This window comes from Rhabdobacter roseus, assembly GCF_014202275.1.
Classification (GTDB): domain Bacteria; phylum Bacteroidota; class Bacteroidia; order Cytophagales; family Spirosomataceae; genus Rhabdobacter; species Rhabdobacter roseus.
This window is the reverse complement of the sequence record NZ_JACHGF010000005.1, coordinates 255,789-281,753: the sequence shown is the minus strand read 5'-3', so window position 1 is coordinate 281,753 and position 25,965 is coordinate 255,789. Positions and strand designations below refer to the sequence as shown.

Sequence of the window (25,965 nt, the reverse complement as noted above, 5' to 3'; positions counted from 1 at the left end):
AGTAGGTACTTTTTAGGCTGGTGGGAAGGAATCATGCTGTTGCGGTACGATACCCACCGGATTCGGGGTTTGATTTTGGTGCCATCCCAGGTACTCCTGTTTCCAGTCCCGGATCAGCTGGCTACCAGCGGGCATCCAGTTGACGGCCGCCGTAATGACCGTGGGTGCCACGGGCACGATCAGCGGAAACAGGTAGGTACCTTCGGTTCGATGCGCGGGGATTTTCACTCCGATGGTACTTAACAACCAAAAGAATACGCTCGTTCCGAACACCCACGTAAATATACCAACCACCGCGCCGGCCAGGCTGTCGAAAGTACCCAGGATGGTGTACCGAAGGGATCGACGGATGGAATAGCCAAATTGATTTAAAAGAAAAATGGTAGGAAAAAAGATAACCGAAAAGCCAATGTAGGGAAGTATCCGCCGCGCCAGGGTAGCGCTCAGGTGCGGGGCCAGGATCTCCATGCCCAGGCCCAGAAACTTAAAGCCGACGATCATGGCTACCACAAAGCCTACTACCCCGATGATCTCGATCAGTAAACCTTTGCGGTAGCCATTGACGGCCCCCCACAGCAGCGGAATCAGGATGAGGACATCCAGTAGCTTCATGCCAGCAGCTTCTTCACCAGCGTGGAAATAGTACGCCCTTCGGCCTGGCCGGCAAGCTCTTTGGTGGCTACCCCCATCACCTTGCCCATGTCCGAAGGGCCGGTGGCACCTACCCGCGCGATGATCTCCCGCAGGCGTTCCTCTACGTCTTCGTCGGTGAGTTGCTTGGGCAAAAACTGCTCGATCACCGCGAGCTCCGCTTCTTCCTTGGCCCACAGGTCTTCGCGGCCCTGGGTTTGGTATATTTCGGCGGCCTCGCGGCGCTGCTTGGCGGCTTTAGTCAGGAGCTTGAGCTCTTCGTCGGGCGAAAGCTCGTCCGACGCACCTCCTTTGGTGGCTTCCAGTAAGATCAACGATTTGAGCGCGCGCAGCGCGCGGAGCGCGTCCTGGTCTTTGGCCCGCATGGCATCTTTGATGCCGGCTTCTACTTTACTTTTGAGTGACATACGAAGGTACGTAGTTTGGATGGGTACATTGGCTCCGGACGATATTGGCCCCGCCATGAGCGGTATTCGGTCCGGAGCGCTTAACTTTACCACAAAGTTACGAAGAATGTCATCGACGCTTTTTAATTTTATAAATACTCACCAAAAGTACCTGCTCCATGACTCGCCTTAGCGTCAATATCAATAAAATAGCGACCCTGCGCAACGCGCGCGGCGGCAATAATCCCAACGTAGTGAAGGTAGCCCTCGACTGCGAGCGCTTCGGCGCGCAGGGGATTACGGTGCACCCCCGGCCCGACGAGCGGCACATTCGCTACCAGGATGTCTACGATCTAAAGGAGGTCGTGACGACGGAGTTCAACATAGAAGGCAATCCCACCGAACGCAAATTTGTAGAGCTGGTACTAGCCACCTGCCCCGCGCAGGTAACCCTTGTGCCCGACGCGCTGGGGGCCGTTACGTCCAACGCGGGCTGGGATACGCTTACGCACCACGCCCGGCTAGCCGACCTAGTGGCGGAATTCAAAGGGGCAGGAATCCGGGTGTCGGTATTTGTGGACGCCGACGAGCGCATGGTGGAAGGGGCCAAAGCCTGCGGGGCCGACCGCGTGGAGCTCTACACGGAGCCCTACGCGCACTACTACTTTGAGGATCAATACACGGCCGTGGCTCCCTTTGTACGCGCGGCCGAGCGGGCGCAGCAGGTAGGGCTAGGCCTCAACGCGGGGCATGACCTGAGTTTGGAAAATTTGCGGTTTTTGAAAAAAAGTATTCCCTGGCTGGATGAAGTATCCATTGGTCATGCGCTTGTTTGTGATGCGCTGTACTTTGGGCTGGAAAATACGATTCAGATGTACCGGCGGGAGCTACAAGAAGAGTGAGATGTAGTAAGTCTGTAGCTCTGTATAGACTTAAGGGGGGTGAAAACAAAAACATCTGACCGAAAAACTCAGTCAGATGTTTCTACACTATACACACACTATGCACAATATTACGTATATCGAAGATACAATGCAACACTTCGTTTTTTTTAAGGCGTATTTTTCCCGAAGAGTTACAAAAGTGCAGGTCCAGCCTGGGCTTCTTTTTTTGTAGTAGTAAGTGGCTGATACATGGTTATTTGTGATCATAAAAAGATTTTGATGTTACCACGGAGCACTATCTAATTATAAATATTCAAAGACCGGGTATTTCTCCATCATTCGTGCGGTTAGGCTATCTTTTCCAGGTACTTAGTGAAATAAAAACGAGCACTTTTATTTTTCTTTAATTTTTTTCGCTCTAACTGTCTTTTAACCGATGAAACCGGACTACGAGGTAATCATAGTGGGGGCTGGGCACAACGGCCTGGTGGCGGCCTGCTATCTGGCGGCGGCCGGCAAGAAGGTACTTGTGCTAGAGCGAAATAGCTACCTGGGCGGTGCCACTACCTCCAGCCGTATTTTCCCCGACTACGACGCCTCGCTCTCGCGCTACTCCTACCTGGTGAGCCTTTTTCCGGCCCAGATCCTGCGTGATCTGAAGGTACCTCTAGAGCTGCGTCGCCGCTCGGTGGCTTCCTATACGCCCTACGACCGCTCCGGCCAGCCCGACGGCCTGCTGCTCAGCAACGCACACCCCGGTCGCAACGCGCAGGAGCTGACGCGCCTCTACCCCCAGGCCTACCAGCACTACCAGACTTTTCAGCGGCAGCTGGGGCGTTTTGCCGAGCTGGTGTGGCCGTCGTTGCTGGAGCCGCTGCGCCCGCAGGGGTACTTTCAGGATGTATTTAAGGCCCAAACCGACCGGGCCATTTGGGAGGGACTGGTTGAAAAACCGCTGGGAGAATTCATCGAAACCCACCTTCAGCACGACCTGCTGCGTGGCTTGGTCCTGACCGACGCGAAGATTGGGGCCAACACCCACGCGCACGATGCGTCCCTGCTACAAAACCGGACGTTTATCTACCACGTGATCGGCAACGGCACGGGCGAGTGGCGGGTACCCGTGGGCGGCATGGGGCGTCTGGCCGGGAGTCTACACGCGTTGGCGCTTCAATGCGGAGTTACGTTTCAGACTCAGGCCGAGGTACTTCATATATATCCGCATTCGGAGTACCCGGAGGTACATTATGCGCAAGACGGTCAGGAACGTACCGTACGGGCCCGCCATGTGCTGGTGAATGCGGCCCTGGCGGAACTGCGGCGCTTGCTGGGGCAAGTACCTGAGCCCAACCTCCCAGGCCAGGAAGGCACGGCCTTCAAGCTCAACCTGCTGCTGCACAAACTACCCCGGCTGCGGGCGGGCGTAGATCCCCGGGAAGCGTTTGCGGGTACTTTCCACGTCAACCAGTCGTACACCCAGATGCAGGCGGCGTTTGCGGCGGGCGAAAAGGGTAAACTACCCTCCGAGCCGCCCTTTGAGCTCTACTGCCACACCCTCACTGACGGCAGCATCCTGAGCCCCGCCCTGCGGCAGCAGGGGTACCATACCATTACGCTGTTTGGACTGGACGCGCCCTACTCGCTTTTTGTAGGAAACCCGGAAAAGACCAAGCAGCAGCTGGTCGAAAGGTACCTCTCAACGCTGAATCAGTGGCTGGACGAGCCCCTCGAAGACTGCCTGGCCCGCCAGCGCGACGGCTCGCTTTGCCTGGAAGCCAAGAGTGCGCTGGATTTGGAGCAAGCGCTGCGCATGCCGCGCGGCAACATCTTTCATGCACCGCTGAGCTGGTTTTTTGCCGAAACCCCCGACGAAGCCGGACAGCGCGGCGTCGAAACCGAGTACCCCCGGCTGCTGCTGTGTGGCTCGGGTGCGAAACGCGGCGGCGCGGTGAGTGGCATACCCGGTTACCATGCCGCGCAGAAGGTACTTGGGAACTAAGCCAAACGCCCGAGCGTATTTTTTAAAGAGTACATAAAGTAGTAAATTTGATCTTCAGCAGTACCTCAAACCCGCATTGACCCGTGCCTACCGATTCGTTATTTGACCGCCGTGGTTTTTTGAAAAAAAGTACCCTCACCGCCCTGGCTGCCGCGCTGGGGACGGACATTGCCTTTGCCGACAAGATGCCTCGGGGGTACTTGCCCTTAATTCTAGGCGAAGAAGATGCCCTCAAAGGCAAGCACAAAGAGATGGTCGTGCTGAGCGACCGCCCCTGGAACGTCGAAGCGCCCATCCATCTGCTGGATGACAAGGTGACGCCCGTCGAAAGCATGTTTATCCGAAACAACGGCCTGGTGCCCGAAAAAATCGACGTCTCAAAATGGACGCTGACCATCAACGGAGAGTCGGTGAACAAACCCAAAACCTACTCGCTGGCCGAGCTGAAGAAGAAATTCAAACACCATACCTACCAGCTCACGCTGGAGTGCGGCGGCAACAGCCGGTCGGGGTTCGTACCTACGGCTTCGGGCAACCAGTGGGGCGACGGGGCCGTGCATTGCGCCCAGTGGACGGGCGTGCGGCTGAAGGACATCCTGGCCGACGTGGGCCTAAAAAACAACGCCGTGTACATAGGCTACTACGGCAAAGACCTGCACCCCAGCCGCGACCCGAGCAAAGCCGCTATTTCGCGCGGGGTACCTATGGCCAAGGCGCTCGAAGACGAAACCCTGGTGGCCTGGGCCCTGAACGGCAAGGACATTCCGGAGTTTCACGGGTACCCGCTGCGGCTAGTGGTGGGCGGCTGGCCGGCCTCGGTGTCGGGCAAGTGGCTGCATACCATCTCGGTGCGCGACCGCGTGCACGACGGCGCTAAAATGGACGGCCACAGCTACCGCGTTCCGCGGCAACCCGTAGAGCCGGGCGCGCAACTACCCGAAACCGACGAATATTACAAGATCATCGAATCCATGCCGGTGAAGTCGCTCATTACGTTTCCGAGGTCGGGGGCGGTGATCGAAACCGGGCGCAAACTACCCCTGCGGGGCCACGCCTGGGCGGGCGACCGCGCCGTGAAGGAAGTGAGCGTTTCGCTCGACTACGGCGCTACCTGGCAGGCCTGTACGCTGGAAGCGCCCGTCAACCGCCTGGCCTGGCAGCACTGGAACGCGGAGCTGGCCTTCCCGGCCCAAGGGTACTACGAAGTATGGGTACGCGCCACCGACGAGGCCGGCGTAGCCCAGCCCATGGTGACCCCGGCCTGGAATCCGGGCGGGTACCTCAACAACGCCTGCCACCGCATTGCGGTGAAGGTGGCGTAGCGGGTAGGTACCTTAGAAGGAGATTATTTAAACTAATAGGATAAGAAAAAAAAGTCACAAATGGGACGCTGGATTGTTGTCGTGGGGCTCGTAGCGGGTATAATGATGGGGAAAACCAACTACCTGGTAGCTCCGGAAAGTACCCCGGAGGCCCCGCTGGTTTGGAAAGATACCCTGCAAAAAGACCCCGAGACGGGGCTTGTCGTGGATAAAAACCTGGTGCTCGTGAAGGCGCAGTGCACGAGCTGCCACTCGCCCATGCTCATCACGCAGAACCGCTTCACCCGCGACGGCTGGCGGCAAAAAATTCGCTGGATGCAGGCCAACCACAACCTCTGGGACCTGGGTGATACCGAGCCCCTCGTGCTCGACTACCTCGAAACACACTACGCCCCCACGCAAGGGTACTCGCGCCGGGCTCCTTTGAAAAACGTTGAATGGTACCCGCTGAAGCTGGACTGATCTCTGCCTACATGTATATAAAAGCAAGTACCTTTATTTTATTTCTCCTTCGTAGCTTCCATGAGTACCTTACCTCCGACCTTTTATCAAACCTTTTTTCAGTACGATACCCTATTTCGGGTGGAGGAAGTACCAGTACCCTACCAGCCGGAAGCGGTACTGGTTCCCGAAGTACCCAGCCCCATAAAAACCTCCGAGCCAACGCCCCAAGTACCCACTGCCCCAGAAGCCGTAGCCCTCGTGGATACAGCCACTGTGGATACAGCCGCTGTGGATACAGACATCGTGGGAAAAGCACCGCAGGTACTTCCCGTACCGGTACCTGCTACGGAAGTACCCGCGCCGCTGCCTAGCCCCGAGGTACCTAGCCCGGCCTTCCCGGCCTTGCAGCACCGGGTATTGGTGCTCGTCGACGAACCCCAGCAGCCCGAGCTACTGGCGTCGGAGCACGCGTTATTGACCAACATCCTCAAGGCCGTAGGGCATTCCTCCGCCGAGGCCGACATCCTTAATTTTAGCTACCTACCTACCGCCGACGCCCGCCGGGTACTTTCGGGTAAGCTCACCAACCACTTCATCACCTTTGGCGTGCCGCTCATCAAGCTCCAGCTGGACCTGCTCCTGCCGCCCTATACGCCCAAGCAGGTCGAGGGGATCTGGTTTTTGCTGGCCGATCCGCTGGCGGTGATCGAGGCTGATAAAGCGCTGAAAAAACGCCTGTGGCTGGCCTTGCAGAAAATGTTCGCCCTGAGCTAAGTACGCGCAAATATTTACCAGCCATCACAATATATTTTTACCTTTCGCTGTTTTGGAAGATAATTGCGGGGTAAAACCAATCTGGCCATGACAACATTCAAGGAGCGCTTCTTACAGTTTTTTAATGCACCTCGCCCCGGCGAGCTCGACTACTACGAGGAAGAAGCAACGGGAAGTCCGGCTGAGGAGCCAGGCAATGCTTCAAACCCCGCTTACTCATCGTATACAACCCCAGCGGTACCCGGTACGGCGGTACCCGGCCCCTCCGTACCGCCTACTCCCAACCGTCCGCCTGCGTTGGCCGCCAGCCCCCCTCTCCCCGTCGAAGTACCCCTCCGTACAGGTACCTACGCGGCTGATACGAGCCCGTCGGCTTTGCCGGTGCGTTTTACGCCCGACCCGGTTCGGGATGAAGTACCTCCCGCGGCGGCGCTGACCATCCCGTACTGGCTCGAAGACGAAGATACCCTGCGCGACGAAGGGGTCCTTTTTGGGCTGTCGGAGTCGGAGCCTACGGAGAAGACCGAGATTATCAAAAGCTACTTTGCGCACCTGGCCGCTGACCCGGAGCGGGAGGTGGAGCAGCAAAATGAGCGCGTGCAGGAGCTCAATTTATTCATTGGACAAAAAGAAAACCGGATTGAAGAGCTGCAACACAAGCTCAAAAACGCGGAAGATCTGCGCCACGCAGGCGAGCACCAACTCCCCCGTACGCTGGTAGGGCTCACCCTCTCGGTAGCCATGTGCGTGGGCAACTACTACCTGATCGAAGAAACCCTCCGGCCTTCTTTCGCGGCCAGCCCGTTGGTGGCGTTGGGCGTTTTTCTGGCGGGGATGTTTAGCCTGTTTGGTCGTATTTCCCTTTTTCACGATACCGACTCGAACGTAAACGGACGGCGGCTGCTGGAAGAAATAGGGATGCCCTTTGCGGCGGCGTTGTTTGTGGTGGCCCAAGCCTGGCAGCAACAGGCCTGGTGGCAAGCGGCGTCTTTGTTCTTTTTTGTGTTCTTCCTGTTTTTGTTTGCCGGGAAGCTCCTGCTGAGCAACATCACCGTATTGCGCAACGACCTGCGCGTATGGCTAAGCACCCGGCGCGAGGAGCGTAACACGCGCGAAAACGCCGGTACCTGGGAGGAAGAGGTACTTCGCCTGCGCGAAGAAATCGACGGCCTGCGGGTGCAGAAATGGCAGGTACTTCGCCAGCAAGGCGAGGCCGAAACCGAGCGCGAGCAGCTCTACGCCCGCCGGGATATGTTGATCAAGTTATTTGAGAGTGAATTTTACCTGGCCCGTCAGATGAAGGGTCGGCTGTCGGAACGCCAGCTGCGCGAGATCCGGGGGCAGTAGTACCGCAGGAATGAAAAGCGAGTCTCACAACTAGACCAGGCAAGCATGGAAAACAATCGGAAAGATATAGAAGAGTCAACGCCCCACCAACAACCCGACTACCAACACGGCTACAGCAGTGGGATGGAAGGCACCGACCGCCAGGTGTACGAAGCCTACCTGGCCAGCAAGGTAAGCCACGAGTGGGTTACGGATCAGTTGAACGAAAAGCGGGCCGACCTGGAACGCTTGGACAGCCGCAAACATGTTGCCCAGGCGCGTCGTAAAGAAGCATTTGACAAGCTGCAGGAGCAGCTCCAGGGGATTCAGCATACTACACGGCGGGTGAAAGAGCTTGAGCGAAGCGTAGGCCTGACGGAAGAGGAAGATCAGCTCCTGCGCGAGAAGCGCGAAAAAGCCTCGGGGCACTACTCGCTGCTGGCCGGGATCATCTTTTTGGCGGCCGGGCTCGCCTTCATTGCGGGCGACCTGATCATCTCCCACGAAATTGTGGCCTACGCCCTGAATATTCGCAATTCTACCGAAGCCTGGGCTTTTGCCGTGGGGTTGGCGATGGTATCCATCCTGCTGAAGCCCGCCTACGACCGGCTGATCGAAGGACCCTACCAGACCGACGATTCCCCCAAAGCCAAACAGCGCTACGGACGCTTTAAGGTGGCATTGGCTTTGTTTTCGATGGCTACCCTGCTGGTACTGGGCTGGTTTCGGTACGAGGCCTACCGCACCGATAAGCTGAAGGAGGCCATTAACAAATCGGTAAAAAACATCCAGCTCAACGCCGTCGATCCGCTGACGGGCGCGCCCATCAGTAGCCCGGAGCTTACCAACAAAATTGAGCAGGCCCTGCGCGACTCGGACAACCTGAGCCTCGACTTGGTGAATAGTCCCTGGGCGCTGCTGTCCTTCGTGCTGAGCGGTTTGCTCTTTGCCATTGCGGGGGCAGTATCATTGGGGATGGCCCTGCCCATCTTGCAGAGCTTCTGGCTCCGCTGGCTCCAGATCGACCCGCGCCGGTGGCGCCTGAAGCGTCGTCGGAAGCGACTCATGAAAGAGCTCACCGCCGAAGAAAGGGTACTTGCGCAGCAGTCTATCCAGAAAAACATTATGGAGAACGACCTGGAGGTACTTCCCTCGCTGGATGAACTCAAAGAAGAAGAAAAGGTACTTCGCCGGGCCATCGTAGACCTGGAAGAAGAGCGCAAGCTGGCCCTGACCGACAGCCGGATACACTCCTACGGCGACGGCTACGCGCGGGGTGAAGTAGCCCGGAACATCATGAGCGAAGAAGAATACGAGCAGTGGCGCAATAGCCACCTGACGGTATCGAACCTGGCGCTTCGGGCGAAGTCTACGGGCAGTGACCGCGCCGTGCCGCGTACCCGCAGCTCCAATATGCGCCCGCACCAGGCCATCAGGAAGGCCATCACGGATCGCTTCGACGAAGATAGCCACTGAGTGAAGTAGTTTAGTAAGATTCAGATAGTCCCCGTGCGGTTGGTGAAGGTGAATACTCTCCGGCAGCACGGGTTTTTTATATCAATCCAAGTACCTTTCTTTAAGTATGCTAGAAACCCCTCGTTTGAAAATTATCCCCTGCGACGATACCCTGTTTGATGCGATCCGGATGGGTGATGGCATTCTGGGCCAGGTGCTGGGGGCCAATGTACCCCGTAAATGGACCCAGTTTCGGGATGCCTTCGCGCCCGCCTACCTTCGTTGGAAAGCGCACCCACCGCTCCGCGACTGGTGGACCTACCTGATCATTTACGAGCCCGATAACCTGCTCATTGGCTCCTGCGGCTACAAAGGCGAGCCCGACGACCAGGGCTGCGTGGAAATAGGCTACGAAATACGCGCTTCGCACCGCCAAAAGGGCCTGGCTACCGAGGCTGCCCAGGCTCTGGTGCAAAACGCCCTGACGTACCCGGAAGTAAAAAAAATACTGGCGCACACCATGCCGGAAGAAAACCCCTCCGCGCGCCTGCTCCAGAAGCTGGGCTTTGTCCGGATCGGTGAGGTGGATCATCCCGATGAAGGCGTGGTGTGGCGCTGGGAGCTGACCCGAAATGAATAGATTTTGGACCCATGGTACTTTGTTAATCAAAAAGTACCTACATCCAATCTGCTTTTCGCCGCTATGCAACTGATCCCAGCCTTTCAAAAAGACGACGCCTTCCTGTCTGAAGTCCGAGCCACGGCCTCGGAAAAGAGCGGCTTCCGGATCTGGTGGTTAGGGCAAAGTGGCTTTTTGATCCAGTGGCAGGGGAAGCATCTCCTCTTCGATCCGTACCTGTCTGATTCGCTCTCGCGCAAGTACCAGGGTACTGACAAGCCGCACGTACGCATGAGCGAGCGCGTCGTGGACCCGGCGCGGCTGGATTTTATTGACGTCGTCACGAGCAGCCACAACCATACCGACCACCTCGACGCCGATACCCTCAAACCCATTTTACGGGCTAATCCGACGCTGAACCTGGTGATTCCCGAGGCCAACCGGGCCTTTGTGGCCGAGCGCCTGGGTTGCCCGGATGATTTTCCGATTGGCCTGAATGACCAGCAGGACCGTATACTACAGGGCTTTCGCTTGTATGGCGTCCCGGCGGCCCATAACGAACTGGAGCGCGACGCCCTGGGGCAGTGCAAGTACCTGGGGTACCTTGTGGCGTTTGGCCCCTACCGGGTATACCACAGTGGCGATACGCTCTGGTTTGACGGCCTGGCGGAGCTCCTGGCCCCTTACCAGGTAGACGTGGCCTTTCTGCCCATCAACGGCAATAAGCCCGAGCGCCGCGTAGCCGGAAACCTAAGTGCCGAGGAGGCCGCCCGCCTGGGCAAGCAGATCGGGGCTGGGCTGGTGATCCCGCACCATTACCATTTGTTTACGTTCAATACCGAGGAGCCGGAGGTATTTGTTCGGGAAGCCGAGCGCTACGGCACGCCTTTTTGTGTGCTTCGGCTGGGGGAAAAAGCGGTGATCGCCTAGCGGTTGGTTCAGTCGCTTTATTAGCCGGGAGCTACCGCGGAAGAATCGCTGAGGTAAGATTTATAAGTAAAAAAATGGGATAAAACCAATATGTTTTTAACTTTAACGAGTACTTTGTCGTTTCAATAAATAAAGGAATCCAGTGAATCAATAAACAGGCTCTACCCATGTCTAATACAACCACTAAAACCTACCCTTGGCTGAAATATTATCCCGAGGGCGTTCCTCACGAAATAAATCCCGATCGGTACCCTTCGCTCCTGGAAATGATGGAAGAAGGGTTTCAGGCTTTTGCGTCGCACCCGGCCTACGCCAACATGGGCAAAGAAATGACTTTTGGCGAGCTGGATCGGCTGTCGCGGGCCTTTGCTGCCTACTTACAAAGCCTGGGCCTCCAGAAGGGAGACCGCATCGCCATCCAGATGCCCAATTTGCTACAGTACCCCATAGCCATGTTTGGGGCGTTGCGGGCGGGCCTGGTGGTGGTTAATACCAACCCGTTGTACACGCCACGCGAGATGCAGCACCAGTTCAAGGACTCGGGGGCCAAAGCCATCGTGATCCTGGCTAACTTCGCCCACCATCTCGAAAAAATCATCGCCAAAACGGACCTCCAGCACGTGATCGTAACGCAGATCGGAGATTTGCTGGGTACGCCCAAAAAATGGGTCGTCAACGCCGTGGTGAAGTACGTCAAGAAGATGGTACCGGCCTACTCGTTGCCCGGCGCTATTTCGTTTGGGAAGGCTTTGAGCGAGGGTAGTTCGGCTAGCTACCAGCGCCCGCAGCTGGCCAGCACCGACCTGGCCTTTATTCAGTATACGGGTGGTACTACGGGAGTTTCTAAAGGAGCTATGCTCACCCACCGCAACCTGATTGCGAACGTGGAGGCCAACAACGAGTGGCTCAAGCCCATGACGGGCGAGCTGGCAAACGGCAAAAAGCCCGTCATTGTGGCGGCGCTGCCCCTGTACCACGTGTACGCGCTCACGGTCAACGCGCTGTCGGCCCTCAAAAGCGGTGGGATGAACCTGCTGATCACCAACCCGCGCGACATGAATGCCTTCATCAACGATCTGAAAAAGTACCAGGTTACTATTTTTACGGGCCTCAATACGCTTTACAACGGACTATTAAACAACCCCCGCTTTGGCGAAGTCGATTTCAGCCAGCTGAAGGTAACCTCGGCGGGCGGGATGGCCCTGCAAACGGCCGTAGCGGAACGCTGGAAAAAAGCGACCGGCTGCCTACCCGCCGAAGGCTACGGTTTGTCAGAAACGTCACCGGTACTTTCGTCCAATCCGCTCAAGGGCGAGAACCGCATCGGTACCATTGGGGTACCTTGGCCCAGCACCGAAATGCGCATCCTGCGCGAAGACAACACCTGGGCCGACGTGGGCGAGGCGGGTGAAATCTGCGCCCAGGGGCCGCAGGTAATGCCTGGCTACTATAACCGTCCCGACGAAACGGCGAAGGTGATGTTTGAGGATGAAAGCGGGCAATGGTTCAAAACGGGCGATATTGGCGTGCAGGATCAGGACGGATTCTTCAAGATCGTGGATCGTAAAAAGGATATGATTCTGGTGTCGGGTTTCAACGTGTACCCCAACGAAGTGGAAGAAGTGATGGCCCAGCACCCCGGTATTATGGAGGTAGCCTGCGTAGGGGTACCTTGCGACAAATCCACCGAGGCCGTGAAGATATTTGTCGTCAAAAAAGACGAAGCACTGACGGTGGAGGATGTGAAGAAGTACTGCCGCGAGCACTTGACGGCCTACAAATGTCCCAAACACGTGGAATTCCGGGAAGAACTACCCAAGACCAACGTGGGGAAAATCCTTCGGCGGGCCCTGCGGGACGAAGAGGTTGCCAAAGCCAAATAAGCGCAACTTAAAAAAGATTCAGGTACTCATTTCAAAGTCCCGGCTGGCAAGAAAAGTCGGGACTTTTTGCTTCCTAATGGTGCGAAATTTGTATTTTACCCGCCCTAAGGCTATTTTTCTTATGGCTTGGGGGTACCTGACCAAGTACCCCCAAGCCGACAACTCAATGAACATTATTTCCATAAACCTTGAAAAACTATGACGCTTCATCGAAAAACGCTCGTTCTGTTGCACGGCCACGGAGTCGACGATACCATCTGGGAAGAACTGGATGTGCTACTGAATGAGTACTATACGGTTGTTAGGCCCAACCTTTCCCTTTATACTTCCTGCAAAAGCGTAGAAGACTACGCCGAGGAGGTACATCGCCTGATTACCAACGCCAACATCACCAAGTGTACTCTCATTGGACATTCCATGGGAGGGTACATCGCGCTGGCTTTTGCCGAAAAGTACCCCGACATGCTCGAAGGCTTTGGGTTGTTTCACTCTACCGCCTACGCCGATGACGACGCCAAAAAAGAGCAGCGCAACAAAATGGCCGACTTGCTGGGGAAGCAGGGCGCGGAAGCCTTTTTGCGCCACACCGGGCCCAGTATGTTTGGGGAGCGCTTCAAAGAGCTGGCCCCCGAGCGCGTTGCCAGCCACGTGGAGCGCTTCGGCAAACTACCCCCCGAAGCGCTGGCAGCGGGAATAGAAGCCATGCGCGACCGCCCAGACCGCACGCAGGTACTTAGCCAGCTGCCCTTTCCGATCCTGTTTATCATAGGAATGAGGGACCAACTGGTCCCTTTTGAAAAAAGCATCGAACTGGCCGAATTCCCCGCCAAGGGCTATCCGTTCATCCTGGCCGAGGCCGGGCACATGGGCATGATAGAGCGCCCCGACGCCTCCTCGCGCATCATCCGCTGGTACCTGGACAAGTTCTGATAGCCAGTGGGTTATAGTATATCAAAGTCTGTTGAAGTACTGCTGCTTCAACAGACTTTTTTTTGCCAGGTACCCTAGCTGTAAAGTACCTCCGGCGATCGGCTGAGCGGCCAGTACTTTTTCGGACCAATGAAGCGGGCCGCTAAACGAAAAAGGGCAGGAATGCGTTATTAAAAGCGCGTCTAAACTTTTTCATCAAATCCTATTCATGATATACCAATTTCGCTCCCTTCTCCGCCGACGAGCCGGGTTCCTTGGCCTGTGGGCGCTACTCTTTTTGGGGGCTTGCGACCGCAGCGGTGGCCCCTCCGAGCCGCAAAATCAAGTACTGGTGGCGAGCAGCCAGCTTACCGAGCTCACCCAGCAGCAGCTTGGCCAGCAAGTATCGGCGTTGAGCCCTCTGCTGGTGGCTTTTATGCGAAACGGCGTAAAGGTACACCGCCTTACCTACAAAACGAAAAACACTAACGGCGAGGAAATCACCGCCTCGGGCGCCATCATACTACCCGTTACTACGCAACCCGTAGCCATGGTGAGCGTGCAGCACGGTACCCTGCGCAACGAAGCCGACGCGCCGTCCTATTTCAAGCAAGGTACCGAAGCCTACCTGGCGGGAGCGGTGTTTGGGGGGCTGGGGTACATCATCGTGTACCCCGACTACATCGGCTACGGGGAGTCCAAGGCCCTGCCGCATCCGTATGAGCACCGCGCCAGCCTGGCCTCGGCTTCTCTGGATATGCTGCGGGCCGCGAAAGAATTTTTACGGAACCAAACGGAGGTGAAATGGGACGAGCGGCTGTACCTGACGGGCTATTCGGAAGGCGGCTTCGCCACGCTTAGCCTACAGAAGGAGATCGAAGAAAACCATGCTTCGGAGTTTAACCTGCGGGCCTCAAGCTGCGGGTCAGGGGCGTACGACAAGACGGCCTTCATGAAGCACCTCATCAACAACGAAACCGTGGGCGTGCCCGGCTATAACTCGCTCTACTTGTGGGTAACGCTCACCTACAACCGCATCTATGGCCTCAACCGGCCTGCTTCGGCTTATTTCAAGGAGCCCTACGCTACGCAGATTCAGCAGCAGGGAATCGACGCCAACATCAACGTATCGCTGAACACCATTTTTACCGATGCCTTCAAGCAGGGCATCAACGATGGCACCGACAAGGCTTTCCTGGACGCCGTGGCCGACAACAACGTGTACGACTGGCAGCCCCGTACCCCAACCCGCCTCTACCACGGCGATGCCGACCGCCTGGTGTTGTTCTTCAATTCACAGAATGCGTTCAACGCCATGAAAGCCCGCGGAGCCACCAACGTAACCCTTTTTCCGCTGGCGGGCCGCACCCACGACACGGCCATCAACGACTTCCTGCTGGGTACTTTTGAGTTTTTTACAAGTACCCCCTAACGGGCGCTATCGTTCATAAAGCCGAGCCGCTCCTGCTAAGTACCTAGGTACCCGGCGGGAGCGGCTCGCTGGTGTATTATGGTGGACGTAATAAATATAGGTACTTTACGCAGGGGATTAGCTCCGTAGCACTACATCAATATATTGTTGACGGCTTCCACGGGAGCGGGTATTTGCTCTTCGTCCAGCATGTCGCGCAGGTCAATCTCGATCACCCGGCAGATGGCGGTCATGGGTACGTCGTTGATGGCGTTTTCGAAGGGGTTTTCGCTGGTGTCGCCCACCACCTCCATGGTATTGAATACCCAGGCAATTACGGCGTAGAAAGGGACCAGCAGCCACAGCAGTTCGCCGTTTAGCTTGGCAAACTCGGTGAGTAAACCAAAGGGAAGTACCAGGATAAACAACCAAACGAAGACCTTGCTGTAGTAGGCGTACTGCCGGGGAAAAGGGAAGGTCTTGATGCCTTCGCAGGAGCCCTGCTGGGTGTAGATGTCGTGCGTGAGGGCCATCATGCGCACGTGGCCCAGCTCCGAAAGTACGCCCCGGTCGAGGAGCTCGGCCAGCCGGGCAATCTGCGCCCGCAGAATCTGCGTAGCCGGGTTCTTTTTTTGCAGGTACTTGCTGATCTCCTGTTCCGGCAAATATGGGGCCATCACGTCGTGCAGGGTGGAGTCGGACGCGGGCGCGTTTTTGGATCGAACTACCTCGTGGGCCGTGGTGTTGGTGTCACCCCAGACGCTTTTCTTCCGTAGCTGTACGCGTATCGCGTTGATGTACGCAATGTGCCGGTAGAGCAATTCCTGGTGAAGTTGCTGCGCTTCCTGGCGCGAGAGCAGCTCGCTGGGTCGGATGAAGGTCGTGACGTAGGCCCCCCACGAGCGGCTGGCGTGTACCATGCTGCCCCAGATCCGGCGCGCGTCCCACAACCGGCTGTACGACGAATTATTCTTAAATCCCACGTAGAAGGCTACCGCCGTACCGATGAGGCCAATCGGGACGAAGGAAACGCCCAGGGGTACTTGCAGAAAGTAGTACAACCCGCAAATCAGGCTCGAATAGGCAATGTAAAACAGAATGGTTGGCCAGGAAAACTTTAATATGACCTTGTAGCTAATGGTACGCGCCGTATACATGGATCAGAAAAGGATGGAGTAGGTGATGACTTCGGTGGAACAATGTTATCCATTAAAGCGCATTCCTTTTCTGATAGATGCATTGAAACAGAAAATAGGAGGCATGAGGCTGGAAAAATCGGCCGTAAATTTTATTTAGAGCGTTTCTTCAAACCATTTCTTAAAAACCGACACCCGCTCTTTGCTGATCAGAATCAGGTTGGGCGAAGTGGGCGTCACCCGCACCAGCAGGCGGCCGTTGAAGTACAGCTCGAGCTCCCGGATACTACTACGGGCAATGATAAACTGGCGGTTGGCCCGGAAAAAATTACGGGAGTCGAGCAGGCTTTCGAGCTCTTCCAGGGATTTATCAATGGGGTAGCTGCGGTCGTCGTGCAGGGTACCTACCACCACGCCGTTGCGGATGGTGAGCCAGGCTATTTGCTCGTCGTTCAGCGGAATGAGCTTGTCGCGGTAGGGCACCAAAAAACTCCGCCGCGCGGCTTTTTTTTCGGTGATCTGAGTTTGGATCAACTCCTCCAGGTACTTGGTGCGGACTTTCATACTTTCGTCGTTGAGTTGGTAGAATTTATCCAGGCTAAAGCGCAGCGACTCCTTCTTGATGGGCTTGAGCAGGTAGTCGATGCTATTGAGCTTGAAGGCCCGCAGGGCGTACTCGTCGTGGGCGGTGGTAAACACCACCGGACAAGTGACGGAAATTTGCTCGAAGATCTCGAAACAGGTACCGTCACCGAGCTGTACATCCAGGAAAATCAGGTCCGGCGCAGGACCGGTACAGAACCAATTGACGGCGGCTTCTACGCTCTCCAGAATATCCAGGATGCAAACGCGGGCATCGAGCTGCTCCAGCAACTTTTTCAGGTACTCGCCCGCCGGGCGCTCGTCTTCAATAATCAGAATGTGCGTCATGGCGCTTCTATCAAAGGTACTTTGACGATAAATTGTTGTTCATCGGTAAAAAGGGACGTTTCCCGGCCCGTTTGGAGCCGGTAACGGTTGCCCAGGTTTTTGAGCCCGATGCCGGTACTGCCCGGGTTGGCTTTTTTATTGACCGAGTTAATGACCACCAGCTGTTTTTCCTCTTCGTCTACCCGCACTGTAATGCGCAGGATTTGGTTGGACGTAATGACGTTGTGCTTGATGGCATTTTCGAGCAGGATTTGCAGGGAAAGCGGAATGATAAACCATTTTTTGCGCGTCACGGTATTCTGAAAACAAAAGACTAGCTTCTCGCCAAAGCGGGCCTTGTGCAGGGCCAGGTACGACTGCGCCACTTCGAGCTCGTCGGGCAGCAACACCAGATGTTGGTTCTGAATCTTGAGGTTGTAGCGGAGAATATCCGACAAGTTGTGCACAATGCGGTGGGCCTCGTCGGGGTTAGTGGCAATGGAAACATTCAGAATATTCAGCGCATTGAACAAAAAGTGCGGATTCAACTGGTTTCGAAGGGCTTCCAGCTGGCCTTTGACCCGCTCGCGCTTTAGCTGCTCATTTTCGAGGCTGATCCGGTGGTTTTTCTGGGCTACCTGCATAAAGTACCCAAAGGCCAGGACCGTCAGCAGGATAACGCTATTTTTAATATAGTACAGAACCCGAATGTCTGTAATGGCTAGGTCAGCGTCCGGAAACAAGCGGTACCCTACCAGGAATAGTTCCGTGAGGGTAAAAAACAGGAAAACTAAGAGACTATTTTTAACCCACTTTTTTTGCTGACTAAACCAACGATACGGGGCATTCAGTGAGCTGATGAGCAGGGTAGCAAAAGCTAAGGCAAAGAGAAAGTTGGAAGTAAAGTGAAAAACAAGGTCCCAGACGCCCACCTGCCCGAAGGGCTGCATGTGGCTAGGGACCAAAAAGAAGAGCAGTAAGCGGGGTAACAGCACAAAAAAACTGGTGGCCAGGCAAAAGTACCAGGCCACGGAGGTTCCCTTGTATAAATTAGTGGTCATAAGCTTACCCCTCCTGACAATACGAATGAATACGCGGCAAGGTACACATTAAGCTACCCCCAGGCCCGGTTTAATGTAGGGAAGTAGGTTAATGCTGGGCTTGACCGGTAAATGTAGGCGTTTATGCTCGTAGTGGAAAGCCAGGAGCTCGGTAATTGCTTCCAGGAGCCGGAGTTCGGGTAGGGTCCAGGTGCGGGTGTCCATGGTATCTTCCAGCGCCAAAAAACCGTCCCAGCTTCCTTTTGAATAAATAGGTACCGCCACCATCGACTGCGTATCCCGGCCCAAGAGCCACCGCTGCTCGTGCTGGGGCATGGTAGAAGTAAGGCCCAAAATGGATTTGCCCTGTCCGAAGGCTTTATGCCAGCGGGGAAAAACCGGTACTAACGTTTTCTTGAGCATTTTTTGTTGGTTGGTGCTGCTTACGCCGGGGGCATACACCTCGTGGGTTTGTAGTACTCCCCCGTCGCTGTCTTGGAGCAAGGTATGCTTTCGACACAGGTAGGCCCGGCTCACGCCAAGTACCTCTACCAGTACCCCCAACACATTTTTGATAGCCTGCCCGGACCGCGTCGTGAGTTCGTCGGTGCAGCGCTCAAGTACCTTTTCATAGAGGGTGCGGTCGCTTTGGTAGTGCTGGTTAATACTCACCTGGGCCTGGGTATCCCACTTCCTGACGGCTTCTTGCAAAGCCACGGCCCATTGTACCTGTTGAGGGTCCACCACATGGTACTTGGCCGTGCCGGAGAGGGGGAAGGTACCCTGTTTATAATCGTTCATGATGACGCAGGGCAGGCTATGGCCAAGTACCCCCACGAGGTCGGTTACGGGGCCGTCGGGCAGGGTACTGTTGGCAATGAGCACGTCAAACCGCGACTGGTAGCAGGCCAGAAGCGCCTGCTGCTTGGAAGCTACGTGCACAAAATGGTACGGGTAGCCCGCTGCCCCGAGCGATTGCTCCACGGTACGTTGCCATTTTTCATGAAGAGATACAGTGAGTAGACGTAAGGGTTCCATGGTGAAGTAGTTCTGGTAACTTGGTGATAAGTATATCCGCCTATCCCTCTTGAAGGAGGGATAAAAGCAACTAAAAAGCCCTGAAAATTCTGATTGTAACGTTTTCTCTAAATTCGAATAAAGGCAGTCCCCTCTGATCCGGTTCTGTGCGTGTAACTGTGTATACAAATCAAGCAAACAAAATTGTAGCCTGCTGTTGATAGTATGTCAACTACCCGAATATGTGTCCGAAAGTAAGGTATTCGGTAGGGAAAGAAAGAAGAACGAGGCGGACCTGGTAGAGCGGATAAAGTACCCCCTCTGCTGATTCGCCTCGTTCATGCTTCACTAATCCCAATAAAGTACTTAGTACGAGTAAGCAGCTGAGCGCTGGGCCCTCGTAAAGAAATAGTAGTAAATAAAGGTACTTTACCAGCCCGTCCGGTACTCGCGCTTCACAAACTGGTTGGCGGGCGCAAAGTTGGTGATCTTCATGGTAGGGCCGTCCCAGAGTAGTTTTTGGCGGCCCGGAAACTGATAACCCCGGCCGTTGGCCTGGGGCTCCCGGTAGAGGTAAGAGCGCACGGCCAGGTTGCCCATGAGCACAGTCTCGGTGAGCGGGCCCGATTGGTCAAAGGAAGAGCTGGTATAAGTACCAAAGCCCTTTTTGCAAGCCTTCACCCACTGCTGCTGGTGGCCCTCGGTACCCCCTTCTACCAGCGCACGGGCAGGCTTGGGCAGCGAGGTACCCTTGAAAGTGGCCTCGGGCCAGAGCCGGGGGTTAGCCCCGAAAAGCTCCGCACTCAGGATGCCCTTGGTACCTATAAAAAGAATGCCGCCGTCTTTGCTGCCAAATACCTGCTGGTAGTTGCAGCCATCCGGCAGCGCCGGGCGAATGCCCCCGTCGTACCAGTTCAGGCGGATCTCTTTCCCGGAGGTACCTTGGGCCGGAAAACGGAGGTGGATGGAAGAAGAAGGCGGACAGACGTCATCGAAAAACGCTTCCTGGAAAAAATCGGCGTAAACGGAGCCTACGCTACACTCCACGGAGGTAGGGTACCCCAGCCGCAACGCCCGAAAAGGTACATCCATAAAGTGGCAGCCCATGTCGCCGAGCGCTCCGGTACCGAAGTCCCAGTAGCCGCGCCACCGGAACGGCATGTAGGCCTCGTGGTAGGGGCGCTGCGGGGCGGTACCCAGCCAGAGGTTCCAGTCTACCTCGGGCGGGATGGGTTGCGACTCGCCCCGGTCTTTCGGCGACTTCACGCCCTGCGGCCACACGGGGCGGTCGGTCCATACCTCCACGGTATGTACTTCGCCGATGAGCCCCGCCTGCACCATGGCCTCGGTTTGGCGGGTGCCGTCACCGCTGCTGCCCTGGTTGCCCATTTGGGTCACGACCCGGTACTTTTGGGCCGCTTCGGTGAGTTTTCGGGCTTCCCAAATATCTTTAGTGAGGGGTTTTTCGCAGTACACATGCTTTCCCAGCTCCATGGCCGCGATGGCCACGGGGTAGTGCATGTGATCTGGGGTAGTGATGATCACCGCGTCCATGTTTTTGGCCTCCTTTTCCAGCATTACCCTAAAGTCCCGGTAGTAAGGCGCTTTTTCAAACTGAGTGCGGTATTTCTTGGCCTGGCGGTCGTCTACATCGCAGAGCGCCACGATGTTGTCGGTACCGCCGTTATAAGCCAGCCGGATGTTGACGTCGGCCTTGCCGCCGCAGCCTACAGCCGCGATGTTGAGCTTGTCAGAAGGGGCCAGGTACCCTTTGCCCAGCACATGGCGGGGCACAATGGTAAAAGCCGCCACGGCCAGGGTACTTCCTTGCAAAAAGGCACGGCGGTTCAGGGAGGTTTTTTTTTCGTGGGTCATCGCTAAGCAGAGAGTGATCGGGTAAACTACCTCACTTTTAATTATACTACAAAGACGAGCGGTTACTAAAAAATACTCTGTTTTTTCGTCCTAAATCAATAAAAAAAGCGGTTTCTGTTAGAAAACCGCTCTGTAAGTTGCCTGTCTTTGGCTACTAGCTGCCAAACGTTTGGGCTATTTTCATGGCTATGCCCATATCTCCATCAATTTTTAGTTTGCCCATCATAAAGGCGGTCATGGGGTTGAGGTCGCCGTCGAGCATTTTCAGGGCATTCTTCGTCGATATTTTTAGGGTACAGTCCGCGTCGTGGTCTTCGTTGCTGACCACATGGGGTACTTGCTTGGTATCCACAAAAATAAATCCTTCGTCGGTATCGAACTTGACGGTCGCATCCAGGCCGCTGTCTTGGCCCACCAGGGTGCTGATACGCTCGGTTAAGGTTTGTAAGCTCATGAGGTTTGGTTTTTAGTTGAGATAAAATAAATACTGGGAACCCGACGTAAAAGTATCGGGCCGGGAAGAAAAAACAAATGCTTTTGGTGTTTTCGACGAAATCCGCAATTTTTGCCCCCCATTTTGAGTACCCAAAACCACCTATGCAAAACGAAACGAATCCACCGGCAGGCCGGGCCCCGGTGGGGCGCCCCCTTTTCCTGACCGTACTGTGCGTGCTTACTTTTATCAGCTGTGTGTCGGGGCTCTGGACCCAGTCGGAGCGGCTCTGGAGCCCAGGGGTAGTGGCCGACCAAACCAGGGAGCTATTTGAGCAGCTACGCGAAAACATGGAGGAGCGCGCGGCGGGCGAAAATGCGGAGCTCATGGATACGCTCTTCGACTCCGTGTTCCGCGGTGTGAATTCGAATAACATCCAAATGAGTGCTATCCTGATGCTTATCTACGAATCACTCACGCTTTACGGAGCCTACCTGATGTGGAATCTGCAGAAGACAGGCTTTTACTGCTACCTGGCCGGGGTAGTAGTAATTCTGCTGGCACCACTGTTCCTGATTGGGGGTTGGTTTGGGGTGGTAACAAGCCTGGGCGGTGGCTTTTTTAGCCTGATTTTTACCGGACTTTATGCTTTAAACCTCAAGCATCTGTACAGCTGAGCCCGGCCCCAGGGCGTCCGGCTCGGCAGCGGGCCAAGGCTGGCAGGCGTAAGGCCAACGGGGATTCGGCCAGGTACCCCTTCGATTTGCGGCAGAACTAGCTGAGATCGTTTGGATAGTAGCGAGAAAAGATTTTATTTTGCGGGTCAAATTTTGAAATAGCACTAATGGCATTAATTAACAAAATCAGAGAGAAGTCGGGAATAGCCGTTACGGTGATTGCCATCAGCTTAATCCTTTTTATCGTTGGGGGTGATCTGTTGGGGCCCAATTCCATGTTTGGAGGCAACAATAACCAGACGGTGGGAGAAATAGCCGGTAAAGAAATCGACATCAAGGATTTTCAGAGTCGGCTGGATGTCATGCGCCAAAACTACGAAGCCCAAACGGGTCGTAGCGCCGGAGAGCAGGAAATCGTGGCCCTTCGGGAGCAAGCCTGGAACCAGCTGGTGATCGATATTGCCTACAAAGAAGAGTACGAAAAGCTAGGCCTGCAGGTAACGGACGACGAGCTCGTGGACATGGTGCAAGGAAACCACATTAGCCCGGCCATTCAGCAGGCTTTTGGTAATCCTACAACGGGTGCCTTCGATAAAAGTGCCGTAGTAAACTACCTCAAGAATTTAAAAACATTACCCCTGCCGCAGCAGCAATCCTGGGCGGCTTTTGAAACGAGCCTCCGGGAAGACCGGCTGCGCCAGAAATACGAAAACATTTTGCGCCAGTCGACCTACGTGACCAAAGCGGAGTCGGAGAAAGAATACGTAGCCCAAAACACCAAGGCGTCGCTTCGGTACCTGTACGTACCCTTCTACTCCATCGCGGACACCACCGTGAAAGTGACGGACTCGCAGCTGGAGGCCTACCTCAACAAGCACCGCGATGAGTACAAAGGTGCCGATACCCGTACCATCCAGTACGTGTCCTTTTCGGTAGTGCCCGCCAAAGACGACAGCATAGCCCTCTACAACGAAATCAAAACCCTGGCGCGCGGACTGGCCTCGGCTCCCAACGACTCGGCCTACGCCCGGATGAACTCGGATATTCCGCTGCCCATGGATATGTCGTACGCCAACATGTCCGATCAGCTAAAAGAGGCCGTGACTACCTTTGTGCCGGGTGGCGTGTACGGTCCCTATCGCGAAGGCGATACCTACTTTATCTATAAATACAACGGTACCAAAAAAGATTCGCTCTATACCGCCCGGGCCAGCCACATCCTGATCCGGCCCGAAAACCCCTCCGACTCGGCCAAAGCCGCCGCCCGCCAGCGGGCCGAAGGCATCCTGAACCAGATCCGGGGCGGTGCCAGCTTTGAGGCTCTGGCCGCTACCAACAGCGCCGATCCGGGCTCGGCCCAGCGCGGTGGTGACCTGGGGTACTTCCAAAACAACGGCGGGATGGTGAAGCCCTTTGAAGATGCCGTATTCTCGATGAATGGTACCGGCCTGGTGAACAGGCTGGTAGAAAGTCAGTTTGGCTTTCACCTCATCAAGGTAACGGACGCCAAAACCAATACGCTGTACCGGGTGGCTACCATTGCGAAAACCATTGCCCCCAGCCAGGCCACTCGCGATGACGCCTACCGCAAGGCCGACGAATTTGCTAACTCTGTAAAGACCAAGGCGCAGTTTGACGAAGCCGTGAAAAAAGACAACGCCCTGGTTGTTTCTACGGCGAACCGCATTCCCGAGACGGCCACCAACATCAACGCCATCCAGAACGCCCGCGAAGTAGTACGGTGGGCCTTTAATGACAAAACGGATCTTAACGATGTGTCGCAGGTGTTTGAAACCGACGAACAGTACATCGTGGCGGTGCTGACCGGCAAAACCGACAAGGACAAAGCCAAGGTAGACGACTTCCGGGATGAGCTCACGGCCAAAGTACGCAGCCAACTCAAGGCAGAGCAAATCACGGCTAAGCTCAAAGGGGCCTCCGGTGACCTGGAAGCCATTGCCAAGAAGTACGGCGCCGGTGCACTGGTAGAAACCGCCGAGGATATTTCGCTGGCGACGGGCTTTCTGTCCAGCGCGGGCTTCGACCCCATTGCCCTTGGAAAAGCCTTTGGCTTGAAGCAAGGCCAGAAAACGGGCGTATTCACGGGTGAGAACGGAGTCTTTATCGTAGAGCTAACGGGCCGTACCGACGCTCCCCAAATTGCCGACTACACGCCTTACAAAACCCAACTCGTACAGGCGCTCGAAAGCCGCACCAGCTTCCTGCTCAACGAAGCCATTCGCGACGACGCCAAGATCGAAGACCGCCGCGCAAAATTCTTTTAGTAGAAATACTTAATAACGATACTTTTAAAAAGGTCGGGACGAAATAGTCCCGGCCTTTTTTTTAGAAAAATTTGGACGGGTACAGTAAAAATTGTCAATTTTACACTTATTAAATCAAACGCATTTTTTTACTCATTCATTTACCAATTTTAAAGACAACATGAGCATACTACTAGGAGACAGGGAGTACTTCAAAGGCATCGGGAAAATACCCTACGAAGGGCCCGAAACGGACAATCCGCTGGCGTTTCGCTGGTACGACGAGAACCGCGTCGTGGGCGGCAAAAGCATGAAAGAGCACCTCCGCTTTGCCATTGCCTACTGGCATACTTTCTGCGGAAGCGGGCTGGACCCTTTCGGTGGGCCCACGCTATTTTATCCCTGGGACGAGAATAGCGACGCCGTAGCGCGCGCCAAGGACAAGGCCGACGCCGCCTTTGAATTTATTACCAAAATCGGAGCGCCTTACTACTGCTTTCACGATGTCGATGTGGTAGACTATGCCGACGACGTCCGGACCAACGAAAAGCGCCTCCAAACCCTGACCGAGTACCTGGCAGAAAAGCAAAAAAGCTCGGGTGTGAAACTTCTTTGGGGTACGGCCAACCTCTTCAGCCACCACCGCTACATGAACGGGGCCTCTACCAACCCGGACTTCCAGGTGGTGACGCACGCCGGGGCGCAAATCAAAATGGCGCTGGACGCGACCATCGCGCTGGGTGGCGAAAACTACGTGTTCTGGGGCGGGCGCGAAGGGTACATGACCCTGCTCAATACCGACATGAAGCGCGAACAGGAGCACTTTGCCCAAATGCTCAAAATGGCCGTGGCCTACGCCCGCAAGAACGGGTTTAAAGGAAAATTCTTCATCGAGCCCAAGCCCTGCGAGCCTACCAAGCACCAGTACGACTACGACGCCGCCACGGTGATCGGCTTCCTGCGGCAGCACGACCTGCTGGACGATTTCTCGCTCAACCTGGAAGTGAACCACGCTACGCTGGCCGGGCATACCTTCCAGCACGAGCTCCAGGTAGCTGCCGACGCGGGTCTGCTGGGCTCCATCGACGCCAACCGCGGCGACTACCAAAACGGCTGGGATACGGACCAGTTCCCGAACGACCTCCAGGAATGGACGCAGGCCATGCTCATCATCTTGCAGGCGAATGGCCTGGCTGGCGGTGGGATCAACTTCGACGCCAAGCGCCGCCGCAACTCCACCGACGTAGCGGATGTATTCCACGCGCACATCGGCGGCATGGATACCGTAGCCCGCGCACTACTGATCGCTGACAAGATCCGGCAAAACGGCGAGTACGACCGCATCCGGCAGGAGCGCTACCACAGCTTCGACGGCGGCAAAGGCGCGGAGTTTGAAGCAGGTACCTTGCAGCTCGAAGACCTCTTTGGCCTCGCGGCCGACGGCGGCGAGCCCGCCATGATCTCCGGCAAACAAGAGTACCTCGAAAACCTGATCAATCGCTTTATCTGATACTTTGAGCGAGGTACTTTGAGCGAGGTACTTTGAGCGAGGTACTTTGAGCGAGGTACTTTGAGCGAGGTACTTTGAGCGAGGTACTTTGAGCGAGGTACTTTGAGCGAG

At 55.6% G+C, this 25,965-nt stretch carries 23 protein-coding genes; 15 read left to right on the top strand and 8 right to left on the bottom strand.

Going from position 1 to position 25,965, the window contains the following annotated elements:
* Positions 1-12 precede the first annotated feature (12 nt).
* Both HNQ92_RS17515 and HNQ92_RS17510 read right to left on the bottom strand, forming a co-directional pair.
* Positions 13-612 carry a CvpA family protein gene (locus HNQ92_RS17515; protein WP_184175540.1) on the bottom strand — a complete coding sequence of 200 codons (600 nt, stop codon included), beginning with the start codon at positions 610-612 and terminating at the stop codon, positions 13-15.
* Positions 609-1,058 carry a GatB/YqeY domain-containing protein gene (locus HNQ92_RS17510; RefSeq protein WP_184175538.1) on the bottom strand — a complete coding sequence of 150 codons (450 nt, stop codon included), beginning with the start codon at positions 1,056-1,058 and terminating at the stop codon, positions 609-611. Before HNQ92_RS17510 ends, HNQ92_RS17515 begins: the two co-directional genes overlap by 4 nt.
* A 158-nt stretch (positions 1,059-1,216) precedes the next feature.
* Between HNQ92_RS17510 and HNQ92_RS17505 the strand changes: the two genes are divergently transcribed.
* The 12 genes from HNQ92_RS17505 (at position 1,217) to HNQ92_RS17450 (ending at position 15,014) form a co-directional block, all read left to right on the top strand.
* The gene (locus tag HNQ92_RS17505) at positions 1,217-1,939 is read left to right on the top strand and encodes a pyridoxine 5'-phosphate synthase (protein WP_184175536.1); all 723 of its coding nucleotides are present in this window, start codon (positions 1,217-1,219) and stop codon (positions 1,937-1,939) included.
* A gap of 418 nt (positions 1,940-2,357) precedes the next feature.
* Entirely contained in the window at positions 2,358-3,920 is a 1,563-nt protein-coding gene (locus tag HNQ92_RS17500) for a phytoene desaturase family protein (protein ID WP_184175534.1), read from the top strand.
* An 83-nt stretch (positions 3,921-4,003) separates the two neighbouring features.
* On the top strand, positions 4,004-5,242 hold the full coding sequence (locus HNQ92_RS17495) for a molybdopterin-dependent oxidoreductase (protein WP_184175533.1): 1,239 nt from the start codon (positions 4,004-4,006) through the stop codon (positions 5,240-5,242).
* Positions 5,243-5,302: 60 nt separating this feature from the next.
* Positions 5,303-5,704 (top strand): hypothetical protein, encoded by a 402-nt coding sequence (locus HNQ92_RS17490; protein ID WP_184175531.1) that lies wholly within the window; start codon positions 5,303-5,305, stop codon positions 5,702-5,704.
* Positions 5,705-5,764: 60 nt separating this feature from the next.
* On the top strand, positions 5,765-6,460 hold the full coding sequence (locus tag HNQ92_RS17485; RefSeq protein WP_184175529.1) for a hypothetical protein: 696 nt from the start codon (positions 5,765-5,767) through the stop codon (positions 6,458-6,460).
* Between the two features lie 87 nt (positions 6,461-6,547).
* A complete protein-coding gene (locus HNQ92_RS17480) occupies positions 6,548-7,807 on the top strand; it encodes a hypothetical protein (protein ID WP_246440364.1) in 1,260 nt (419 codons plus the stop codon).
* A gap of 45 nt (positions 7,808-7,852) precedes the next feature.
* Complete coding sequence (locus HNQ92_RS17475) at positions 7,853-9,262, top strand: hypothetical protein (RefSeq protein ID WP_184175527.1); 1,410 nt, start codon at positions 7,853-7,855, stop codon at positions 9,260-9,262.
* A 106-nt stretch (positions 9,263-9,368) separates the two neighbouring features.
* The gene (locus HNQ92_RS17470; protein WP_184175525.1) at positions 9,369-9,881 is read left to right on the top strand and encodes a GNAT family N-acetyltransferase; all 513 of its coding nucleotides are present in this window, start codon (positions 9,369-9,371) and stop codon (positions 9,879-9,881) included.
* Positions 9,882-9,944: 63 nt separating this feature from the next.
* Entirely contained in the window at positions 9,945-10,790 is an 846-nt protein-coding gene (locus tag HNQ92_RS17465) for an MBL fold metallo-hydrolase (protein WP_184175524.1), read from the top strand.
* 167 nt (positions 10,791-10,957) lie between these two features.
* Entirely contained in the window at positions 10,958-12,673 is a 1,716-nt protein-coding gene (locus HNQ92_RS17460; RefSeq protein ID WP_184175522.1) for an AMP-binding protein, read from the top strand.
* 198 nt (positions 12,674-12,871) lie between these two features.
* On the top strand, positions 12,872-13,603 hold the full coding sequence (locus tag HNQ92_RS17455; protein WP_184175520.1) for an alpha/beta fold hydrolase: 732 nt from the start codon (positions 12,872-12,874) through the stop codon (positions 13,601-13,603).
* A gap of 208 nt (positions 13,604-13,811) precedes the next feature.
* Positions 13,812-15,014: an alpha/beta hydrolase family protein gene (locus tag HNQ92_RS17450; protein ID WP_184175518.1), complete on the top strand. Its 1,203-nt coding sequence runs from the start codon at positions 13,812-13,814 to the stop codon at positions 15,012-15,014.
* A gap of 131 nt (positions 15,015-15,145) precedes the next feature.
* Here the strand turns inward: HNQ92_RS17450 and HNQ92_RS17445 are convergent, their stop codons facing one another.
* The 6 genes from HNQ92_RS17445 to HNQ92_RS17420 all read right to left on the bottom strand — a co-directional run bounded on the left by HNQ92_RS17445 (position 15,146) and on the right by HNQ92_RS17420 (position 21,424).
* Positions 15,146-16,150 (bottom strand): bestrophin family protein, encoded by a 1,005-nt coding sequence (locus tag HNQ92_RS17445; RefSeq protein ID WP_184175516.1) that lies wholly within the window; start codon positions 16,148-16,150, stop codon positions 15,146-15,148.
* Positions 16,151-16,285: 135 nt separating this feature from the next.
* Positions 16,286-17,059: a LytR/AlgR family response regulator transcription factor gene (locus HNQ92_RS17440; protein WP_184175514.1), complete on the bottom strand. Its 774-nt coding sequence runs from the start codon at positions 17,057-17,059 to the stop codon at positions 16,286-16,288.
* Positions 17,056-18,099, bottom strand: coding sequence for a sensor histidine kinase (locus tag HNQ92_RS17435; protein ID WP_184175512.1), 1,044 nt, complete (start codon positions 18,097-18,099; stop codon positions 17,056-17,058). The genes HNQ92_RS17440 and HNQ92_RS17435 overlap by 4 nt, the downstream gene beginning before the upstream one ends.
* 48 nt (positions 18,100-18,147) lie before the next feature.
* Complete coding sequence (locus HNQ92_RS17430; RefSeq protein WP_184175510.1) at positions 18,148-19,116, bottom strand: GAF domain-containing protein; 969 nt, start codon at positions 19,114-19,116, stop codon at positions 18,148-18,150.
* Positions 19,117-19,524: 408 nt separating this feature from the next.
* Positions 19,525-20,970 carry a Gfo/Idh/MocA family protein gene (locus HNQ92_RS17425; protein ID WP_184175508.1) on the bottom strand — a complete coding sequence of 482 codons (1,446 nt, stop codon included), beginning with the start codon at positions 20,968-20,970 and terminating at the stop codon, positions 19,525-19,527.
* A 154-nt stretch (positions 20,971-21,124) separates the two neighbouring features.
* Positions 21,125-21,424: an SCP2 sterol-binding domain-containing protein gene (locus HNQ92_RS17420; protein ID WP_184175507.1), complete on the bottom strand. Its 300-nt coding sequence runs from the start codon at positions 21,422-21,424 to the stop codon at positions 21,125-21,127.
* A gap of 143 nt (positions 21,425-21,567) precedes the next feature.
* On the opposite strand from HNQ92_RS17420, the gene HNQ92_RS17415 reads away from it, so the two are divergent.
* The 3 genes from HNQ92_RS17415 (at position 21,568) to xylA (ending at position 25,854) form a co-directional block, all read left to right on the top strand.
* Positions 21,568-22,080, top strand: a complete 513-nt coding sequence (locus tag HNQ92_RS17415; protein ID WP_246440354.1) for a hypothetical protein — start codon at positions 21,568-21,570, stop codon at positions 22,078-22,080.
* Positions 22,081-22,247: 167 nt separating this feature from the next.
* Positions 22,248-24,365 (top strand): peptidylprolyl isomerase, encoded by a 2,118-nt coding sequence (locus tag HNQ92_RS17410; RefSeq protein WP_184175505.1) that lies wholly within the window; start codon positions 22,248-22,250, stop codon positions 24,363-24,365.
* A gap of 160 nt (positions 24,366-24,525) precedes the next feature.
* A complete protein-coding gene (xylA, locus tag HNQ92_RS17405; protein WP_184175503.1) occupies positions 24,526-25,854 on the top strand; it encodes a xylose isomerase in 1,329 nt (442 codons plus the stop codon).
* Positions 25,855-25,965: the final 111 nt, after the last annotated feature.

What these genes read in the sequence shown, in the direction of transcription:
- HNQ92_RS17515 (WP_184175540.1), bottom strand. Translation starts at nt 612, where the DNA reads ATGAAGCTACTGGATGTCCTCATCCTGATTCCGCTGCTGTGGGGGGCC.
- HNQ92_RS17510 (WP_184175538.1), bottom strand. Translation starts at nt 1,058, where the DNA reads ATGTCACTCAAAAGTAAAGTAGAAGCCGGCATCAAAGATGCCATGCGG.
- HNQ92_RS17505 (WP_184175536.1), top strand. Translation starts at nt 1,217, where the DNA reads ATGACTCGCCTTAGCGTCAATATCAATAAAATAGCGACCCTGCGCAAC.
- HNQ92_RS17500 (WP_184175534.1), top strand. Translation starts at nt 2,358, where the DNA reads ATGAAACCGGACTACGAGGTAATCATAGTGGGGGCTGGGCACAACGGC.
- HNQ92_RS17490 (WP_184175531.1), top strand. Translation starts at nt 5,303, where the DNA reads ATGGGACGCTGGATTGTTGTCGTGGGGCTCGTAGCGGGTATAATGATG.
- HNQ92_RS17485 (WP_184175529.1), top strand. Translation starts at nt 5,765, where the DNA reads ATGAGTACCTTACCTCCGACCTTTTATCAAACCTTTTTTCAGTACGAT.
- HNQ92_RS17480 (WP_246440364.1), top strand. Translation starts at nt 6,548, where the DNA reads ATGACAACATTCAAGGAGCGCTTCTTACAGTTTTTTAATGCACCTCGC.
- HNQ92_RS17475 (WP_184175527.1), top strand. Translation starts at nt 7,853, where the DNA reads ATGGAAAACAATCGGAAAGATATAGAAGAGTCAACGCCCCACCAACAA.
- HNQ92_RS17470 (WP_184175525.1), top strand. Translation starts at nt 9,369, where the DNA reads ATGCTAGAAACCCCTCGTTTGAAAATTATCCCCTGCGACGATACCCTG.
- HNQ92_RS17465 (WP_184175524.1), top strand. Translation starts at nt 9,945, where the DNA reads ATGCAACTGATCCCAGCCTTTCAAAAAGACGACGCCTTCCTGTCTGAA.
- HNQ92_RS17460 (WP_184175522.1), top strand. Translation starts at nt 10,958, where the DNA reads ATGTCTAATACAACCACTAAAACCTACCCTTGGCTGAAATATTATCCC.
- HNQ92_RS17455 (WP_184175520.1), top strand. Translation starts at nt 12,872, where the DNA reads ATGACGCTTCATCGAAAAACGCTCGTTCTGTTGCACGGCCACGGAGTC.
- HNQ92_RS17450 (WP_184175518.1), top strand. Translation starts at nt 13,812, where the DNA reads ATGATATACCAATTTCGCTCCCTTCTCCGCCGACGAGCCGGGTTCCTT.
- HNQ92_RS17445 (WP_184175516.1), bottom strand. Translation starts at nt 16,150, where the DNA reads ATGTATACGGCGCGTACCATTAGCTACAAGGTCATATTAAAGTTTTCC.
- HNQ92_RS17440 (WP_184175514.1), bottom strand. Translation starts at nt 17,059, where the DNA reads ATGACGCACATTCTGATTATTGAAGACGAGCGCCCGGCGGGCGAGTAC.
- HNQ92_RS17435 (WP_184175512.1), bottom strand. Translation starts at nt 18,099, where the DNA reads ATGACCACTAATTTATACAAGGGAACCTCCGTGGCCTGGTACTTTTGC.
- HNQ92_RS17430 (WP_184175510.1), bottom strand. Translation starts at nt 19,116, where the DNA reads ATGGAACCCTTACGTCTACTCACTGTATCTCTTCATGAAAAATGGCAA.
- HNQ92_RS17425 (WP_184175508.1), bottom strand. Translation starts at nt 20,970, where the DNA reads ATGACCCACGAAAAAAAAACCTCCCTGAACCGCCGTGCCTTTTTGCAA.
- HNQ92_RS17420 (WP_184175507.1), bottom strand. Translation starts at nt 21,424, where the DNA reads ATGAGCTTACAAACCTTAACCGAGCGTATCAGCACCCTGGTGGGCCAA.
- HNQ92_RS17415 (WP_246440354.1), top strand. Translation starts at nt 21,568, where the DNA reads ATGCAAAACGAAACGAATCCACCGGCAGGCCGGGCCCCGGTGGGGCGC.
- HNQ92_RS17410 (WP_184175505.1), top strand. Translation starts at nt 22,248, where the DNA reads ATGGCATTAATTAACAAAATCAGAGAGAAGTCGGGAATAGCCGTTACG.
- xylA (WP_184175503.1), top strand. Translation starts at nt 24,526, where the DNA reads ATGAGCATACTACTAGGAGACAGGGAGTACTTCAAAGGCATCGGGAAA.